This window comes from Variovorax sp. V15, assembly GCF_041154425.1.
GTDB classification, from domain to species: Bacteria; Pseudomonadota; Gammaproteobacteria; order Burkholderiales; family Burkholderiaceae_C; genus Variovorax; species Variovorax guangxiensis.
This window is the reverse complement of sequence record NZ_AP028659.1, coordinates 5,546,016-5,561,895: the sequence shown is the minus strand read 5'-3', so window position 1 is coordinate 5,561,895 and position 15,880 is coordinate 5,546,016. Positions and strand designations below refer to the sequence as shown.

The following is a 15,880-nucleotide window of genomic DNA, read 5'->3' as shown; positions in this document are numbered from 1 at the left end:
TTCTCTCCCTCAGGACAACTCGCATGCCGGACACCCCTCCGAAGAAACTGCGCTCGACCGAATGGTTCGGCTCGGCCGACAAGAACGGCTTCATGTATCGAAGCTGGATGAAGAACCAGGGCATTCCGGACCACGAATTCGACGGCCGGCCGATCATCGGCATCTGCAACACATGGTCGGAGCTCACGCCCTGCAACGCGCACTTCCGCAAGATCGCCGAGCACGTGAAGCGCGGCATCTCGGAGGCGGGCGGCTTTCCGGTGGAGTTCCCGGTGTTCTCCAACGGCGAATCGAACCTGCGGCCCACCGCGATGCTCACGCGCAACCTCGCGAGCATGGACGTGGAAGAAGCCATCCGCGGCAACCCGGTCGATGCGGTGGTGCTGCTCACGGGCTGCGACAAGACCACGCCCGCGCTGCTGATGGGCGCCGCGAGTTGCGACATTCCCGCCATCGTGGTCACGGGCGGGCCGATGCTCAACGGCAAGCTCGAGGGAAAGAACATCGGCTCCGGCACGGCCGTGTGGCAGCTGCACGAATCGCTGAAGGCGGGCGAGATCAACCTGCACCAGTTCCTCTCGGCCGAAGGCGGCATGTCGCGCTCGGCCGGCACCTGCAACACCATGGGCACGGCCTCGACCATGGCCTGCATGGCCGAGGCGCTGGGCACTTCGCTGCCGCACAACGCGGCGATTCCGGCGGTGGATGCGCGCCGCTACGTGCTCGCGCAGATGTCGGGCATGCGCGTGGTCGAAATGGCGAAGGAGGGGCTCACGCTGTCGAAGATCCTCACGCGCGAGGCTTTCGAGAACGCGATCCGCGTGAACGCGGCTATCGGCGGGTCGACCAACGCGGTGATCCACCTGAAGGCCATTGCCGGGCGCATGGGCGTCGAGCTGGAGCTGGAAGACTGGACGCGCATCGGAAGCAACACGCCGACCATCGTCGACCTGATGCCCTCGGGGCGCTTCCTGATGGAGGAGTTCTATTACGCGGGCGGCCTGCCCGCGGTGCTGCGCCGGCTCGGCGAAGCCAACCTTCTGCCGCACCCCGGTGCACTGACGGTGAACGGCCAGTCGCTCTGGGACAACGTGCGCGACGCGCCCAGCCTCGACGACGAGGTGATCCGCCCGATCGACAAGCCGCTGATCGCCGATGGCGGTATCCGCATCCTGCGCGGCAATCTCTCGCCGCGCGGCGCGGTGCTCAAGCCCTCGGCCGCGTCGCCGGAGCTGCTGAAGCACCGCGGCCGTGCCGTGGTGTTCGAGAACCTGGAGCACTACAAGGAGCGCATCGTCGACGAAGACCTGGACATCGACGCGAGCTGCGTGATGGTTCTGAAGAACTGCGGTCCCAAGGGCTACCCGGGCATGGCCGAGGTCGGCAACATGGGGCTGCCGCCGAAGCTGCTGCGCCAGGGGGTGAAGGACATGGTGCGCATCTCGGACGCGCGCATGAGCGGCACGGCCTACGGCACCGTGGTGCTGCACGTCGCGCCCGAGGCGGCCGACGGCGGGCCGCTGGCTGCCGTGCGCGATGGCGACTGGATCGAGCTCGACTGCGATGCAGGGCGCCTGCACCTGGACATCAGCGACGAGGAGCTGGCCGCGCGGCTGGCTTCGCTGTCGGCTTCGGACGCGCAGCCGATGAGCACGCGCGGCGGCGGTTACCAGAAGCTCTACGTCAACCATGTGCTGCAGGCCGACGAGGGCTGCGACTTCGATTTTCTCGTCGGCTGCAGAGGCGCCGCCGTTCCCCGCCACTCACACTGATCCATCACCATGACCCCCAGATACCGCGGCATCTTCCCGGTGGTGCCCACCACCTTCACCGAACAGGGCGCACTCGACATCGAAAGCCAGAAGCGCTGCGTCGACTTCATGATCGACGCGGGCTCGGACGGGCTCTGCATCCTCGCGAACTTCTCGGAGCAGTTCGTGCTGTCCGACGAGGAGCGCGAGGTGCTGACCCGAACCATCCTCGAACACGTGAAGGGCCGCGTGCCCGTGATCGTGACCACCACGCATTACAGCACCAAGGTCTGCGCCGAGCGCAGCCGCCGTGCGCAGGACATGGGCGCCGCGATGCTGATGGTGATGCCGCCGTATCACGGCGCGACCTTCCGCGTGCCCGAGCCGCAGATCTACGAGTTCTACGCGCGGCTGTCGGACGCGGTGGGCATCCCGATCATGATCCAGGACGCGCCGGCCAGCGGCACGGTGCTGTCGGCGCCGTTCCTCGCGCGCATGGCGAAGGAGATCGAGCAGGTGGCGTACTTCAAGATCGAGACGCCCGGCGCCGCATCGAAGCTGCGGGAGCTGATCCGCCTGGGCGGCGACGCCATCGAGGGACCGTGGGATGGCGAGGAGGCCATCACGCTGATGCCTGACCTCGATGCCGGTGCGACCGGATCGATGACGGGGGGCGGCTATCCGGACGGCATCCGCCCGATCATCGAGGCGCACCGCTCGGGCGACCGCGACAAGGCCTTCGCGCTCTACCAGCAGTGGCTGCCGCTCATCAACTACGAGAACCGCCAGGCAGGGCTGCTGGCCTGCAAGTCATTGATGAAGGAGGGCGGTGTGATCGCCTGCGAGGCGCCCCGCCACCCCCTGCCGGCCATGCACCCCGACACGCGTGCCGGCCTGATCGAGACCGCAAGGCGACTCGATCCGATGGTGCTGCGTTGGGGGAAGTGAAGAGAAAAGAGAAGAGGGGTGGGAAGGAAGCCGGGGCCGCTCAGGCCTTGGCTTCGGGTGCGTTCTTCCTGGGTTCGCTGCTCTTTTCGAGTTCGCTGACCTGCAGCGACAGATCGAACAGCTTGGACTTGCTGGCGTAGTAGCGGTCGAGGCGCCACTCCTTCAGGATGTCCATGGCGAGCTGGAAGCTCTTGTAGTCGAGTTCGTAGAGGGTGATGAGTTCGAAGCTTCGTTCGGACTCCAGAGCCAGCACGAGCTGGGCCAGGATCTTGGCCGAATCGTTGGCCGGGTCCGTTTCGATGAATCGGCGAGCGACCTTGATGGCATTCATGAAAAAGAGTTCCTCGGTAGGCAGGGACCGGGAACTATAGCTAGCACGCCGCGGCGTTTTGTGACAGAAATATGACATTAGGGGCATCGCCTTCCCGGGGGAAATGGCGATGCCCCTGTGTGGAAAGACTGCTAGATCAACGGATGGGCGCCGGCATGGGCCGGGGCATCGGCATCGGTTGCGGCATGGGCTGCGGCATCGGCTGGGGTGCCATGGCCGGCGGGGGCACCGGAACCATGGTGGTGGTGACCGACTCGCGGATCACGCCGCCGCCCATCACGCTGCCGTCGACGTTGGCCGTGGTGTTGCCGCTGCTGCCGAGCACGCGGGCTTCACAGGCCGGGCGGTCGGCAGGCTGCTGCAGGCCGCAGCGGGCGAGCGCATTGGCGCGGTAGTCGGGGGCGCTGGTCAGGCCGCCGCGTGCCGCGGCCTGGCGCGCGGCGCCGGCTTCGCGGATGCAGGCGGCACGATCCTGCTGGTTGTGGCCGCAGACGGCCAGTTCCTGCTGGTAGGTGCTGGACGATTCACCGCGCTGCGGCGGTGCGGCCGAAGCGGCTGCGGAAACCGTGAGTGCCCCGGCGGCGAACATGGCGAAGAGCATCGAACGCGGGTTGCTTTTCATGGATGACTCCTTGAGGTGAGCTGGATAACCAGGAGAGATTGGACCGCCCGTATCTGGGCGGGTTCATTCGATTCAGCGCGCCGGCACTGTCTGCGGCGGCAGGGGCGTCACGGTCTCGCGGATCACGCCGCCGCCCATCACGCTGCCTTCGGTGGTGGTGCGCGGACCGCCCTTGATGCGCGCCTCGCAGGCCGGTTGCTCGGCCGCAGGCAGTTCGCTGCAGCGGGCCAGCGAATTGACCTGCTCCCGCGCGGGGCTGGGACTGGTCAGGCCGCCGCGGGCCGCTTCCTGGCGCGCGGCTCCGGCTTCGCGCAGGCAGGCGGCACGGTCTTGCTGGACGCCGTCACAGGTGGCGCGCTCCTTCTGCAGGCGGGCGTCGCTGCCCGGCGCCTGCGCGCTGGCCGTCTGCGCGCCGAAGACGATGAAGCCACCGGCGGCGAAGGCGGCCGTGGCGGAAAGAACGGAACGAAGGGTTTTTCTCATGCGGGCTCCTCTGTGAAGGCACGCCCTCCAGGAGGTGCGTGACTGGAGCCCCAGTGTGCTGTGGGAGGCAGTCGGCAGTCTGTGGGACAGCCGCACGCCGCCAACCGGGCCGGACGCGCCCCAGCGTGTGGGACATGTCCGGCAAGCGCGGCTTCAGCCTGCTGCGATCCGTTGGGCCAGGTGAGCGAGCGCTTCCTCGACCTGGTCGACCAGGATCAGCGAGAGATCGCCCGGCTGCAGGCGCGCCAGCGCGGCGTCGATGGCCACGAACTCGCCGCGGATCTCGTCGATGTAGCGCGTGCGGGCCGCGCCCTGCAAGCCCTGGCGCAGCAGCGCCATGACTTCGCCGTCGGCACGGCCGCGCTGCGCCGCGTCCTGGTAGAGGATCACGTCGTCGAAGGCCTGGCCGAGGATGGCCGTCTGGTCGCGGATGTCGGAGTCGCGCCGGTCGCCCGCGCCGCTGATGACCACCGAGCGCTTCTTCGCCGGCATGGTGTCCACGGCCGACACCAGCGCGCGCATGGCGTCGGTGTTGTGGCCGTAGTCGGCGATCACGGTCGCGCCGCGGTAGTCCATGACGTTGAAGCGCCCGGGCACGCCGGCCGCATCGTTCATGAAGCTCGCGAGGCCGCTGCGGATGGTGTCCCAGTCGAGGCCCACGCCCCAGGCCGCGGCCACGGCGGCCATCACGTTGTCGACCTGGAAGCCGATGCTGCCGCCGCGCGTGATGGGTACGTCGCGCAGCGGAATGCGTTCGCGCCACGAGCCTTCGGCGGCCACCAGCGTGTCCTGGTCGACGTACACCGTGCGCTTGCCCTGCGCGCGGTGCGTGGCCATCACAGGATGCATGCGGTCGGCGGTGAAGAAGATCACGTTGCCGGGGCAGCCTGCCGCCATGGCGGCGACGTTGACGTCGGCCGCGTTGAGCACCGCGTAGCCGTCGGGCGCCACGTTGCGCACGATCACGCGCTTGAGCACCGCCAGGTCTTCCACGGTGGTGATGTAGTTCAGGCCCAGATGGTCGCCGCTGCCGATGTTGGTGACCACCGCCACCTGGCAGCGGTCGAAGCCGAGGCCCTCGCGCAGGATGCCGCCGCGCGCCACTTCGAACACTGCCGCGTCGACGTCGGGGTGCATCAGCACGTTGCGCGCGCTCTTGGGGCCGCTGCAGTCGCCGCTGTCGGTCTGGCGGCCGTCGACGTACACGCCGTCGGTGTTGGTCATGCCGGTGCGCAGGCCGCTCGATGCGAGCAGGTGGTTGATCAGGCGCGCGGTGGTGGTCTTGCCGTTGGTGCCCGTGACGGCCACCACGGGAACGCGGCCGTCGTCGCCGTGGGCGAAGAGGGTGTCCATGACCGCCTCGCCGACCGCGCGGCCGCGGCCGAACGACGGCGAGATGTGCATGCGCAGTCCGGGCGCGGCATTTACCTCCACCACGCCGCCGTGCTGCTCCTCGAGCGGGCGCAGCACGTTCTCGCAGACCATGTCGACGCCGCAGATGTGCAGGCCGACCATCTGCGCCGCGTCGATGGCGCGCGCCGCGACTTCGGGGTGCACGGTGTCGGTCACGTCGGTGGCGGTGCCGCCGGTGGACAGGTTGGCGTTGTTGCGCAGCACCACGCGCTGGCCGCGCGCGGGCACGCTGTCGGGCGTGAGGCCCTGCGATTCGAGCCGGCCGATGGCGATGTCGTCCAGGCGGATCTTGGTGAGCGAGGTGGCGTGGCCCTCGCCGCGGCGCGGGTCGAGGTTCACGGTGTCGACCAGTTGGCGCACGGTGGAGCTGCCGTCGCCGATGACCTGCGGCGGATCGCGGCGCGCGGCGGCCACGAGGCGGTCGCCCACCACCAGCAGGCGGAAGTCGAAGCCGGGCAGGAACTTCTCGACCATCACCTCGCCGTAGACGGCGGCCGACTCGTAGGCCGCGAACAGTTCCTCGCGCGAGTTGATGTTGACCGTGACGCCCTTGCCCTGGTTGCCGTCCTGCGGCTTCACCACGACCGGCAGGCCGATCTCGTTGGCGGCGGCCCAGCCGTCTTCCGCGCTGCTCACGGGGCGGCCCAGCGGCACCGGCACGCCGGCGGCGTTGAGCAGCTGCTTCGTCAGTTCCTTGTCCTGCGCGATCGACTCGGCCACGCCGCTGGTGCTGTCGACTTCGGCGGCCTGGATGCGGCGCTGCTTGGAACCCCAGCCGAACTGCACCAGGCTGCCGCGCGTGAGGCGGCGGTACGGAATGCCGCGCGCCACGGCCGCATCGACGATGGAGCCGGTGCTCGGGCCCAGGCGCTCAGACTCGTCGAGGTCGCGCAGTTCGGCGATGGCGGCTTCGGCGTCGAAGGGCGTGTCGTTCTGGGCGGCGACGATCAGCTCCTCGGCCAGCTCGGCGGCGCGGCGGCCCACGGCCTCCTCGCTGTACTGGAACACGACCTGGTAGACGCCTTCTTCCACGGTGGGGGAGGTGTGGCCGAAGTTGACCGCGCAGCCGGCCTGCGCCTGCAGCGCGACCGCGGCGTTCTCCAGCACGTGGGCCAGCGCCAGCGGCTGGCCCAGCACCATCGGGTGCAGCTCGCCGATGGTCGGGAAGCGCGCGCGCAGGCGGTCTTCGAAACCGCTCAGCTTGCTGATGGCGTTCTCGTCGCCCTGGCAGGCCACGACCGCCTCGATGGCGGTATGGCGGCTCCAGAGATTGGGCCCGCGAAGGGCTCGGGTGCGGGTGACTTTCATGGGGCTGCGGGAGCTACGGTACTGTCTGCCGGGGCCGGGGGCCTCAGGCAAATTGGGGTTGGAGAGGCTGGGTCTGCGAGAGCTGCAGCGAGGCCAGCGCGGCCTGCAGGTCGGCCTCGAAGGCTTCGACCCCGGCGCCGATCAGGTTCAGCGGAATGCCCATGGCCCAGGCCGCGGCCACGGCGGCCAGCAGGCTTTCGAGGCTCACGCCGGCATGCGTGGCGCGCCACACGGTCAGGCGGCCGAGGCCCGGCAGGAACGATTCGCTGCTGCCGTTGGCCAGCACCACGCGGTCCTGCCGCACGAGCACGGCCTTGCCGCCGGCGGTCTGGTGCGCCGTGAGCGCGGGAGCCTGCGCGTCGGCCGAATAGAGGATGACGGCGCCGTCGCACAGCGGCGCGAGACCGGCGACGCGCGGGTCGGCGGCGTTCAGCACGGCCGTGCCTTCGGGCAGCACCACGTCGACCTGCGTGCGCAGCACCTTGACCATCTGGTCGCTCTCGGTGATGTCGTAGTCGGCCAGCGCTTCGCAGCCTTCGAGGTCGGTGACGATGCCGACTTCGCAGCGGTCGTACGGGAGACCGTCGCGCAGGATGGTCTCGGCGCCGTTCTCGATCACCACGGCCTGCACGGCGCGGTTCACCAGCAGGCGGTGGCCCGCTTCCCAGTTGGCGCTGTCGCGTGCGTCGACGCGGCGGCGCTCGAGGAACAGCCCGTCGCGGCAGGCCAGGCCGGTGTGGCGGCCGCCCAGGTTGATGAGCCATGCCACCAGGCGTGCCAGCACGGCGGTGTCGCGCGAGCCGGCCACGCCGACCACGGGAATGCGCCCGGGCGCGTCGTTGGGAAACAGGTGGTCGCAGATCGCGCGGCCCACCGGGCGCGGCGAGCCGACGGCCGGCTTCAGGTGCATCAGCAGGCCGGGGCCGGCGTTGACTTCGACGATCGCGCCACCCTGCGGGCCGAGCGGCCTGGAAATGTCCTGCGCCACGAGGTCGATGCCGGCGATGTCCAGGCCCACCACGCGGGCGGCCAGCACGGCGGCGTGGGCCACCTCGGGATGCACCAGGTCGGTGCAATCGTTGGCCATGTTGCCGTTGCGCTGGATCGTGACCACGCGGCCGGCGGCGGGCACGGCGTCGGCGCTCAGGTCCTGGCGCTTGAGCTCGAGCTGCAGCTTGGCATCGGTGTCGATCAGGATCACGTCGAGCGGGAACTCTTCCTCGGCGCCGCGGCGCGGGTCGCTGTTGAGCTGCTTTTCGATGAGCTCGCGCACGCTGGCCTGGCCGTCGCCGGTCACGGTGATGATCTCGCCGCGCGCGGCCGCCACCACCTCGCCGCCCACCACCAGCAGGCGGTGCTCGTGGCCGCGGATGAAGCGCTCGACCATCACGTCGCTGCCTTCGGGCTCGGCGACCGCGAAGGCAGCCATGACTTCCTCGCGGGTCGTCAGCTCGAGCGACACGCCGCGGCCGTGGTTGGCATCCGATGGCTTCACGACGACGGGCAGGCCGATGTCCTCGGCGGCTTCCCAGGCTTCCTCGGCGTCGGCGACCACCTGGCCTTCGGGCACCGGCACGCCGCAGCTCGCGAGCAGGGACTTGGTCAGTTCCTTGTCGCTGGCGATGGATTCGCCGATGGCGCTGGTGTAGTCGGTTTCGGCGGTCCAGATGCGCTGCTGGTTGGCGCCGTAGCCCAGCTGCACCAGGTTGCCACTGTTCAGCCGCATGTGCGGAATGCCGCGGTCGGTGGCGGCAGCCACGATGGCGGCGGTGCTGGGGCCGAGGTAGCAGTCTTCCACCTTGGCCTTGACCGCGTCGACGGCCTTCTGCACGTCGGCGGCGGTGAACGGGTCGTTGTTGATGGCCGCCATCAGCAGGCGGTGGCCCTCGGCCAGCGCCACGCGGGCGACCTGCTCGTCACGGGCGCGGAACACCATGCGGTAGACGCCATGCTCCGAGGTGCTGCGGGTCTGGCCGAAGCCGGTCGGCATGCCGGCCAGGTTCAGCAGCTCGATGACGACGTGCTCCAGCACATGGCCCGACCAGGTGCCTTCGGTCAGGCGCTGGATGAAGCCGCCGCGCTCGCCGACGCCGCAGTGGTGCTCGATGAGCGCCGGCAGCAGGGTGGTCAGGCGGTCGGTGAAACCGTCGATCTTGTTGGAGGGGAAATCTTCGAGCTGGCCCAGGTCGAGCCAGACTTCGAGTACGGGACGGTAGGTCCAGAGATTGGGGCCGCGCAAATAATTGATGCGCAGCAGTTGGATGTCGTCGAAACGGGTCATGCAAACGTTCGATGTGCTTTGGCCGAGCACCACGGCGCCTTCAAGCGCACCCATGGCTATCGGTCAGAATCGGCGCCCGACCTGGGGCGCCATGACGCGGTCCAAGAGGCCCGCGACGGGCAAGAGTCAAAGAAACACAATGCAACATCACGATCCAGTCGGCACCCGGGAGGGCGAAACAGAAGCGGCATCAGCGCAAGCACTGAAAAACCGCCTCGCAGTCGCGGAAAACGTTCTGGTAACACTGACGGTTGACCTCGACGACCAACTTCGCTTCGCTTCCGGCCTAGTCGCCCTGACTGACCGGAAGCTGATTTCGCTCGATCCCGATGGGACTTGGCGTGAGTGGCCGCTAACCGATGCGGCCTTGGAAATGCGCGTTTCCGACCACGCAGGCGTCGGCACCCTCGACCTGGCGGGTCCCGCCGGACGGCTCGCACGGTGGCGCTACACCCTGGCCGGACAGGTCGCCGCACTGCGGCTGATGAAGCTGTTCGGCCAGCGCATGGCGGGCGGTGTCGCCAAGGAGACACCCGAGGCCGTGGAGACTGCCGACGGCGAGGATTCCGCCGACGCCGAACTCCAGACCCCGCCCTCCACCTGGGTGCTGCTGCGCCTCGGCCGCTTCGCCAAGCCCTACCGCAAGCAGCTGATCGCGGGGTTCTTCCTGACCCTGTTCTCCACCGCCGCGACGCTGGTGCCGCCCTACCTGACCATTCCGCTGATGGACGACATCCTGATTCCGTTCCAGAACGGGCAGAAGATCGATTCCATGCGCGTGGGCCTGTACCTGGGCGGCCTGCTGATCGCGGCGCTGGTCGGCTGGGGGCTGGGCTGGGCGCGCACCTACCTGCTGGCGCTGGTGTCCGAGCGCATCGGCGCCGACCTGCGCACCACCACCTACGAGCACCTGCTGACCCTGCCGCTGGACTATTTCGGCGGCAAGCGCACCGGCGACCTGATGGCGCGCATCGGCTCCGAAACCGACCGCATCAACGTCTTCCTGTCGCTGCACGCGCTCGATTTCGCCAACGACGTGCTGATGATCGTGATGACCGCGGTCATCCTGATCTCCATCAACCCGCTGCTGGCGGTGGTCACGCTGGTGCCGCTGCCCTTCATCGCCTGGATGATCCACGTCGTGCGCGACCGCCTGCGCACCGGCTTCGAGAAGATCGACCGCGTCTGGTCCGAAGTGACCAACGTGCTGGCCGACACCATTCCCGGCATCCGCGTGGTGAAGGCCTTCGCGCAGGAGCGCCGCGAGGCCGAGCGCTTCCGCGTCGCCAACGCCTACAACCTGCAGGTCAACGACAAGCTCAACCGCACCTGGTCGCTGTTCACGCCGACCGTGTCGCTGCTCACCGAAATCGGCCTGCTCGTGGTCTGGGCCTTCGGCATCTGGCAGGTGGCGCGCGGAAGCATCACGGTGGGTGTGCTCACCGCCTTCATCGCGTACATCGGGCGCTTCTATACCCGGCTCGACTCCATGAGCCGCATCGTCTCGGTCACGCAGAAGGCCGCGGCGGGCGCCAAGCGCATCTTCGACATCCTCGACCACGTGAGCAACGTGCCCGAGCCGGCCAATCCGGTGAAGGTGGAGCGGGTGCAGGGCCGCATCGACATGAGTGGACTGGGCTTCCGCTACGGCTCGCGCGCGGTCATCCACGACCTCGACCTGACCATCGAGCCCGGCGAGATGATCGGCCTCGTGGGCCACAGCGGCTCGGGCAAGAGCACGCTGGTCAACCTGATCTGCCGCTTCTACGACGTGACCGACGGCGCCATCAAGGTCGACGGCACCGACATCCGCCGCTTCGCCGTGGCCGACTACCGCCGGCACGTGGGGCTGGTGCTGCAGGAGCCGTTCCTGTTCTTCGGCACCATCGCGCAGAACATCGCCTACGGCAAGCCCGACGCCACGCGCGAGGAAATCGTGGCCGCCGCGCGGGCCGCGCATGCGCACGACTTCATCCTGCGCCTGCCGCACGGCTACGACTCGCTGGTGGGCGAGCGCGGGCAGGGCCTGTCGGGCGGCGAGCGCCAGCGCATCAGCATCGCGCGCGCGCTGCTGATCGACCCGCGCATCCTGATCCTCGACGAGGCCACCTCGGCCGTGGACACCGAGACCGAGAAGGAAATCCAGAAGGCGCTCGACAACCTCGTGCAGGGCCGCACCACCATCGCCATCGCGCACCGCCTGTCGACGCTGCGCAAGGCAGACCGCCTCGTGGTCATGGACCGCGGCGAGGTCGTCGAAGTCGGCCCGCACGACGCCCTGATGGCGAAGCAGGGCGCCTACTGGCGGCTCTACCAGGCGCAGCTGCGCCAGGGCGATGACGACGCGAGCGAAGGCGCTGCCGACGAGCGCGCCAGCGCGCAGGCGCCGCTGGCTATCAGCCACGCGGCTCATCCGGCGGGGGACGCATGACCGACCACAACACGCCATCTTTCGAACTCGAACGCGATGCCTTCGGCCGCCTCGTGCTGACCGATGCCCAGGGCGAGCGCCACGTCGGCATCGTGCCCGTGCGGGCCTTTCCGCTGAGCGCGCCCGGCCACGGCATCTCGCTGGTCGGCAGCGAAGGGCGCGAGCTGGTCTGGATCGACAGCGTCGAGCAGCTGCCGGCGCAGGCCAAGGCGCTGCTCGAGGAAGACCTCGCGGTGCGCGACTTCGCGCCCACGCTGCTGAAGCTGCACGGCGTGTCGAGCTTCGGCGTTCCCAGCACCTGGACCATCAGCACCGACCGCGGCGAGACCAGCTTCGTGCTCAAGGCCGAGGAAGACATCCGCCGGCTCGAAGGCGGCGCGCTGCTGATCGCGAGCGCGCACGGCGTGCAGTTCCGCATTCCGGATGTGAAGACGCTGGACCGGGCCTCGCGCAAGCTGCTGGAGCGCTTCCTCTAGCCCAAAAGAAAAGAGGCCCGTAGGCCTCTTTGCGTGGAGCAGTGGGGAAGCCGGTCAATCCAGCAGGTCGGAATATTCGCCGCGCTCGTAGGAGTCGGCGGTCTTCCACGGCAGCGTCTTCGGCGCCGGGATGGACGAGGCCGTCATCACGTTGAGCGAGGTGCCGTGCTCGTTGCGCTGCTCGATCCTGCGCGCGTAGCGGCCGACTGTGTCCCACTCGATGCGCAGCGTGCTCTCGCCCTGCTGCAGCTCGTAGCGCTGCACGCCCTTGCCAGCGGTGCCCAGCGACTTCATGCGCGGCAGGCTGGCGGGGTCGACGAGCCAGTAGGCGTTCGCCCACGAGCCGCCGTAGCCCACGTTGCCGTAGTTGGCCTTGTCGACCTCGATCAGCTTGCGCTGCTGGCGCAGCACCATGTTCACCAGCACCTTGCCGGCCGGATCGCGGCTCAGCCACAGCGGCGCGGCCGTGTTGTCGGCGTGCGAGTGGCCGATGTGCACCTTGGCTTCGCTGGCCTCGTGGTCGTGGTCGGCGCGAAGCGCGGGCGGCAGCTCGCGCTCGATCCACACCGTGCCGGCGCGGCGGAACATCAGGTCGGCGTAGCGGCTCTCGCGCTGCACGCCGTCCTTGCCGATCGTCATCACATGGTGCTGGATGCGCAGGTTCTGATCGGGCGCCTCGGCATCGCCGGCGGCGCTGGCCGCCAGTGGAAGTGCCGCGAGGGCCGCTGCCGCCAGCAGCGTTTTCAGTGCCACGGATGCGCTCACAGGCCCGCCGCTTCCTTGACCTTGTTGAACACCTTGATGTTCTCCACGGTGCCCTTGAAGATCTTCGAGCCCGCACCGCCCGCGAACAGCATCACGTCGCCGCCGCCGTGGGTTTCGGCGCCGGGCGTGCCGAGGTTGATGCCGACTTCCTGCAGGAAGTTGTCGTCCGTCGTGTCCATCGCGGTCTGGTCGTCGCGCGAGGCCGCACGCACCGGAGCGATCCACGGCTTGTTGCCGTCTTCGGGGTTGACCTGGCTGGAGCCCGTCGCGTTGGGCCGGCCGCCGTTGCCGAACACCAGCGTGGTGTACGGGTTGCCGTCGGCGGCCTTCGCGAGCTTGCCATCGGCGTAGCTGTTGACCTTTCCCAGGATCGGGTTGCCGATCTTCGGATAGCCGTTGAAGGCGATCGCGTGGTCATGGTCGGCCGTGACCACCACCAGCGTGTTCTTCAGGCCGGGGTCCTTCTTGTTCATGAAGTCGAGCGCGGTCTGGATGGCGGTGTCGAAGGCCAGCGTGTCTTCGAGCGCGCGCTTGGCGTTGGTGCCGTGCAGCGCATGGTCGATGCGGCCGCCTTCCACCATCAGGAAGAAGCCCTTGTCGTTCTTGCTGAGCACGCCGAGCGCCTTCTCGGTCATCTCCGACAGGCTGGGCTGGTCGAGGCTCTGCTTCACGCGGTCGAGCTCGTAGGCCATCTCGCTCTGGGAGAACAGGCCCAGCAGCTTGCCGGTGGCGGCCGTGTCGACGGCCTTGAGCTTGGTGCCGGTGTCGACGTAGGTGTATCCCTTGGCCTTCATCGCGGCCACCAGGTCGACGCCGTCGGTGCGCTTGCTGCTGGGGTTGGTCGCCACCGGCAGGTAGTTGCGCTGGCCGCCACCCATCAGCACATCGACGCCGTCGAGCAGCTTGGGGTTGTAGTTGGCGTGGCCCGGAACGCTCTGCTCGGCGATGCTGTTGTAGCCGTTGCGGTTGCAGATGTGCGAGTAGGTGGTGGCCGGCGTGGCGTGGCCCACGCGCGTGGTCGACACCGCGCCCACCGAGCGGCCTTTGGCCTTGGCGAGTTCGAGCAGCGTGTCCACGGCCTTGCCGTTGGTGGGCGGGCAGGTGGTGTCCTCGCCGCTGATGTACTGCTTGCCGATGCCGTCGACGGCGGTGGTGTCGCTGGACATCGAGATGACTTCGTTGCGCATCTTCACGCCGGTCATGTAGGCGGCCATCGAGGGCGCGCTGTCGGTGGTCTGGCCGTCGAGCGAGAAGGTCTTCACGCGCGCGGCGTAGGGCAGCGACTGCATGACGAGGTTGGCGCGCTCGGGACTCACCAGCGAGCCGGGCTGGGCGGCCAGCTGCTTCTCGCCCTTGTAGATGCGCGCGGCGGTCACGGTGACGGGGCCCATGCCGTCGCCGAGGAAGAAGATGACGTTCCTGGCTTCGCCGGCGGCGTGCGCGGTGCCGGCCAGGGTGCCGGCGGCGGCGCAGACGAGGGCGGCGGCCAGGCGGGTGTTGCGGGTGATGCGGTTCATGGTCGTCGTGTTCATGGTTGTGTTCGTCGATGAGCGCTCGCTGCCCTTCACAGGCCGACCGCCTTCTTGATGAGGCCGAACACGTCGGTGTTGGTGATCACGCCGGCGAAGTTGTCGGCGCCCAGGCCCTGCGCGCCGAGGAACACGTCGGCGCCGCCATGGGTTTCGGAATCGCTGGCCGCATCCATCGGCACCACGGCTTCCTGCCTGTAGTCCTTGCTTTCCAGCTCGGCGTCGGAGATCGGGCCGCGGGTGGCGAGGCGGCGCGGGCCGTTGCCGAAGCCGATGATGGTGTAGGGGTTGCCGTCGACGTCCTTGCTGGTCTTGCTGGTGTCGACGTAGTCCTTCACGAGGCCCAGCACGCCAGGCTTGCCTGCCTCGGTCTTGCCGGTGCGCGCGGCGTAGCCGTTGAGCTGCAGCGTGTGGTCGTGGTCGGCCGTGACCACCACCAGCGTGTTCTTCAGGCCGGGGTCGACGGCCTGCATTTTGTCGAGCGCGAGCTTGATGGCGTCGTCGAAGGCACCCGTGTCCTGCAGGGCGCGACGTGCGTTGGTGGCGTGCAGCGCATGGTCGATGCGTCCGCCTTCCACCATCAGGAAGAAACCCTTCTTGCGCGCGGCCAGCGCGTCGATGGCCTTGCCGGTCATCTCGGCCAGGCTCGGCTCCTTGGTGGCGTCGCGGTCGAGGTCGTACGCCATGTGGCTCTTGGTGAAGAGGCCGGCGATCTTGGTGGCGCCGTCGGCCGGCAGCTTGTCGAACTCGCTCTTGTTCGCGGCGAAGCTGTACTTCGCGGCCTTCAGTTCGGCGATGAGGTTGCGCTTGTCGTTGCGCTTGCCGCCGTCTTCCTTGGCGGTGAAGTAGTCGGTGCCGCCGCCGAAGAACACGTCGACGCCGTCGCCCAGCTTGCCGTTGTAGCCGGCGCCGCCCGGCACCAGCGCGGCGGCGATGGTGTTCTCGGCGTCGCGGTGGCACACGTGCGAGTACGTGGCGGCGGGCGTGGCGTGCGTGATGCGGGTGGTCGTGACCACGCCGGTGGCGTAGCCCTTGGCCTTGCTCTGCTCGAGCAGCGTTTCGACGGCCTGGCCGTTGCCCGAGGGGCAGGTGCTGTCGAAGTTGACGTGATAGGCCTTGCCCGAGGCGTCGGTGGCCTTGGTCTCGGCGCTCATCGAGATGACTTCGTTGTTCATCTTCACGCCGGTCATGTAGGCCGACATCGAAGGAGCGCTGTCGGTGACCTGGGCGTCGTTCGAATAGGTGTGGACGAAGGCCGTCTCGGGCAGCGTGTCCATCGTGAGGTCGCCGTCTTCGCCGACCTTGTAGATGCGCGCGGCGGTCATGGTGGTGATGCCCATGCCGTCGCCCAGGAAGAACAGGACGTTCTTCGGTGCCTGCGCCGCGGGCGGAGGCGGCGTGGTGTTCGACGGTGGGATGAACGGCAGCACGATGCCGTTGTTGTTGCTGCTGCCGCCGCAGGCGGACAGCAGGAGAGAGACGCCCAGCAGTGCTGGGGCGATGAGGCGTTGGGTCATGATTCCCTCGGTTGGTTGTTGGACC

The 15,880-nt window shown here is 68.6% G+C and carries 12 protein-coding genes; 4 read left to right on the top strand and 8 right to left on the bottom strand.

Annotated elements, in window-relative coordinates; genetic code table 11:
- Positions 1 to 23: 23 nt before the first annotated feature.
- Together ACAM57_RS26510 and ACAM57_RS26505 are read left to right on the top strand one after the other, a co-directional pair.
- The gene (locus ACAM57_RS26510; RefSeq protein WP_369659511.1) at positions 24 to 1,772 is read left to right on the top strand and encodes an IlvD/Edd family dehydratase; all 1,749 of its coding nucleotides are present in this window, start codon (positions 24 to 26) and stop codon (positions 1,770 to 1,772) included.
- A gap of 9 nt (positions 1,773 to 1,781) precedes the next feature.
- Entirely contained in the window at positions 1,782 to 2,699 is a 918-nt protein-coding gene (locus tag ACAM57_RS26505; protein WP_369659510.1) for a dihydrodipicolinate synthase family protein, read from the top strand.
- Positions 2,700 to 2,739: 40 nt separating this feature from the next.
- Here ACAM57_RS26505 and ACAM57_RS26500 read toward each other — a convergent pair whose 3' ends face one another.
- The 5 genes from ACAM57_RS26500 to cphA (ACAM57_RS26480) all read right to left on the bottom strand — a co-directional run bounded on the left by ACAM57_RS26500 (position 2,740) and on the right by cphA (ACAM57_RS26480) (position 9,137).
- A complete protein-coding gene (locus tag ACAM57_RS26500; RefSeq protein ID WP_126025651.1) occupies positions 2,740 to 3,030 on the bottom strand; it encodes a hypothetical protein in 291 nt (96 codons plus the stop codon).
- Positions 3,031 to 3,166: 136 nt separating this feature from the next.
- On the bottom strand, positions 3,167 to 3,652 hold the full coding sequence (locus ACAM57_RS26495) for a hypothetical protein (protein ID WP_369659509.1): 486 nt from the start codon (positions 3,650 to 3,652) through the stop codon (positions 3,167 to 3,169).
- Positions 3,653 to 3,724: 72 nt separating this feature from the next.
- Positions 3,725 to 4,135 carry a hypothetical protein gene (locus ACAM57_RS26490; protein WP_369659508.1) on the bottom strand — a complete coding sequence of 137 codons (411 nt, stop codon included), beginning with the start codon at positions 4,133 to 4,135 and terminating at the stop codon, positions 3,725 to 3,727.
- Between the two features lie 153 nt (positions 4,136 to 4,288).
- Positions 4,289 to 6,856, bottom strand: a complete 2,568-nt coding sequence (cphA, locus tag ACAM57_RS26485) for a cyanophycin synthetase (protein WP_126025654.1) — start codon at positions 6,854 to 6,856, stop codon at positions 4,289 to 4,291.
- Between the two features lie 43 nt (positions 6,857 to 6,899).
- Entirely contained in the window at positions 6,900 to 9,137 is a 2,238-nt protein-coding gene (gene cphA / locus ACAM57_RS26480) for a cyanophycin synthetase (protein ID WP_369659507.1), read from the bottom strand.
- A 139-nt stretch (positions 9,138 to 9,276) separates the two neighbouring features.
- On the opposite strand from cphA (ACAM57_RS26480), the gene ACAM57_RS26475 reads away from it, so the two are divergent.
- The gene (locus tag ACAM57_RS26475; RefSeq protein ID WP_369659506.1) at positions 9,277 to 11,568 is read left to right on the top strand and encodes an ABC transporter ATP-binding protein; all 2,292 of its coding nucleotides are present in this window, start codon (positions 9,277 to 9,279) and stop codon (positions 11,566 to 11,568) included.
- On the top strand, positions 11,565 to 12,044 hold the full coding sequence (locus tag ACAM57_RS26470; RefSeq protein WP_369659505.1) for a DUF1854 domain-containing protein: 480 nt from the start codon (positions 11,565 to 11,567) through the stop codon (positions 12,042 to 12,044). The genes ACAM57_RS26475 and ACAM57_RS26470 overlap by 4 nt, the downstream gene beginning before the upstream one ends.
- Positions 12,045 to 12,098: 54 nt before the next feature.
- Here the strand turns inward: ACAM57_RS26470 and ACAM57_RS26465 are convergent, their stop codons facing one another.
- Genes ACAM57_RS26465 through ACAM57_RS26455 form a run of 3 tightly spaced genes read right to left on the bottom strand, consistent with a single transcriptional unit; the run spans position 12,099 to position 15,855 of the window.
- Positions 12,099 to 12,809, bottom strand: a complete 711-nt coding sequence (locus ACAM57_RS26465) for a hypothetical protein (protein WP_369659504.1) — start codon at positions 12,807 to 12,809, stop codon at positions 12,099 to 12,101.
- Positions 12,806 to 14,341, bottom strand: a complete 1,536-nt coding sequence (locus ACAM57_RS26460) for an alkaline phosphatase (RefSeq protein ID WP_369659503.1) — start codon at positions 14,339 to 14,341, stop codon at positions 12,806 to 12,808. Before ACAM57_RS26460 ends, ACAM57_RS26465 begins: the two co-directional genes overlap by 4 nt.
- A 32-nt stretch (positions 14,342 to 14,373) precedes the next feature.
- Positions 14,374 to 15,855, bottom strand: coding sequence for an alkaline phosphatase (locus tag ACAM57_RS26455; RefSeq protein ID WP_369659502.1), 1,482 nt, complete (start codon positions 15,853 to 15,855; stop codon positions 14,374 to 14,376).
- Positions 15,856 to 15,880 lie beyond the last annotated feature (25 nt).

Coding starts and splice junctions, on each gene's coding strand:
- ACAM57_RS26510 (WP_369659511.1), top strand. CDS start 24: ATGCCGGACACCCCTCCGAAGAAACTGCGCTCGACCGAATGGTTCGGC.
- ACAM57_RS26505 (WP_369659510.1), top strand. CDS start 1,782: ATGACCCCCAGATACCGCGGCATCTTCCCGGTGGTGCCCACCACCTTC.
- ACAM57_RS26500 (WP_126025651.1), bottom strand. CDS start 3,030: ATGAATGCCATCAAGGTCGCTCGCCGATTCATCGAAACGGACCCGGCC.
- ACAM57_RS26495 (WP_369659509.1), bottom strand. CDS start 3,652: ATGAAAAGCAACCCGCGTTCGATGCTCTTCGCCATGTTCGCCGCCGGG.
- ACAM57_RS26490 (WP_369659508.1), bottom strand. CDS start 4,135: ATGAGAAAAACCCTTCGTTCCGTTCTTTCCGCCACGGCCGCCTTCGCC.
- cphA (WP_126025654.1), bottom strand. CDS start 6,856: ATGAAAGTCACCCGCACCCGAGCCCTTCGCGGGCCCAATCTCTGGAGC.
- cphA (WP_369659507.1), bottom strand. CDS start 9,137: ATGACCCGTTTCGACGACATCCAACTGCTGCGCATCAATTATTTGCGC.
- ACAM57_RS26475 (WP_369659506.1), top strand. CDS start 9,277: ATGCAACATCACGATCCAGTCGGCACCCGGGAGGGCGAAACAGAAGCG.
- ACAM57_RS26470 (WP_369659505.1), top strand. CDS start 11,565: ATGACCGACCACAACACGCCATCTTTCGAACTCGAACGCGATGCCTTC.
- ACAM57_RS26460 (WP_369659503.1), bottom strand. CDS start 14,341: ATGAACACGACGACCATGAACCGCATCACCCGCAACACCCGCCTGGCC.
- ACAM57_RS26455 (WP_369659502.1), bottom strand. CDS start 15,855: ATGACCCAACGCCTCATCGCCCCAGCACTGCTGGGCGTCTCTCTCCTG.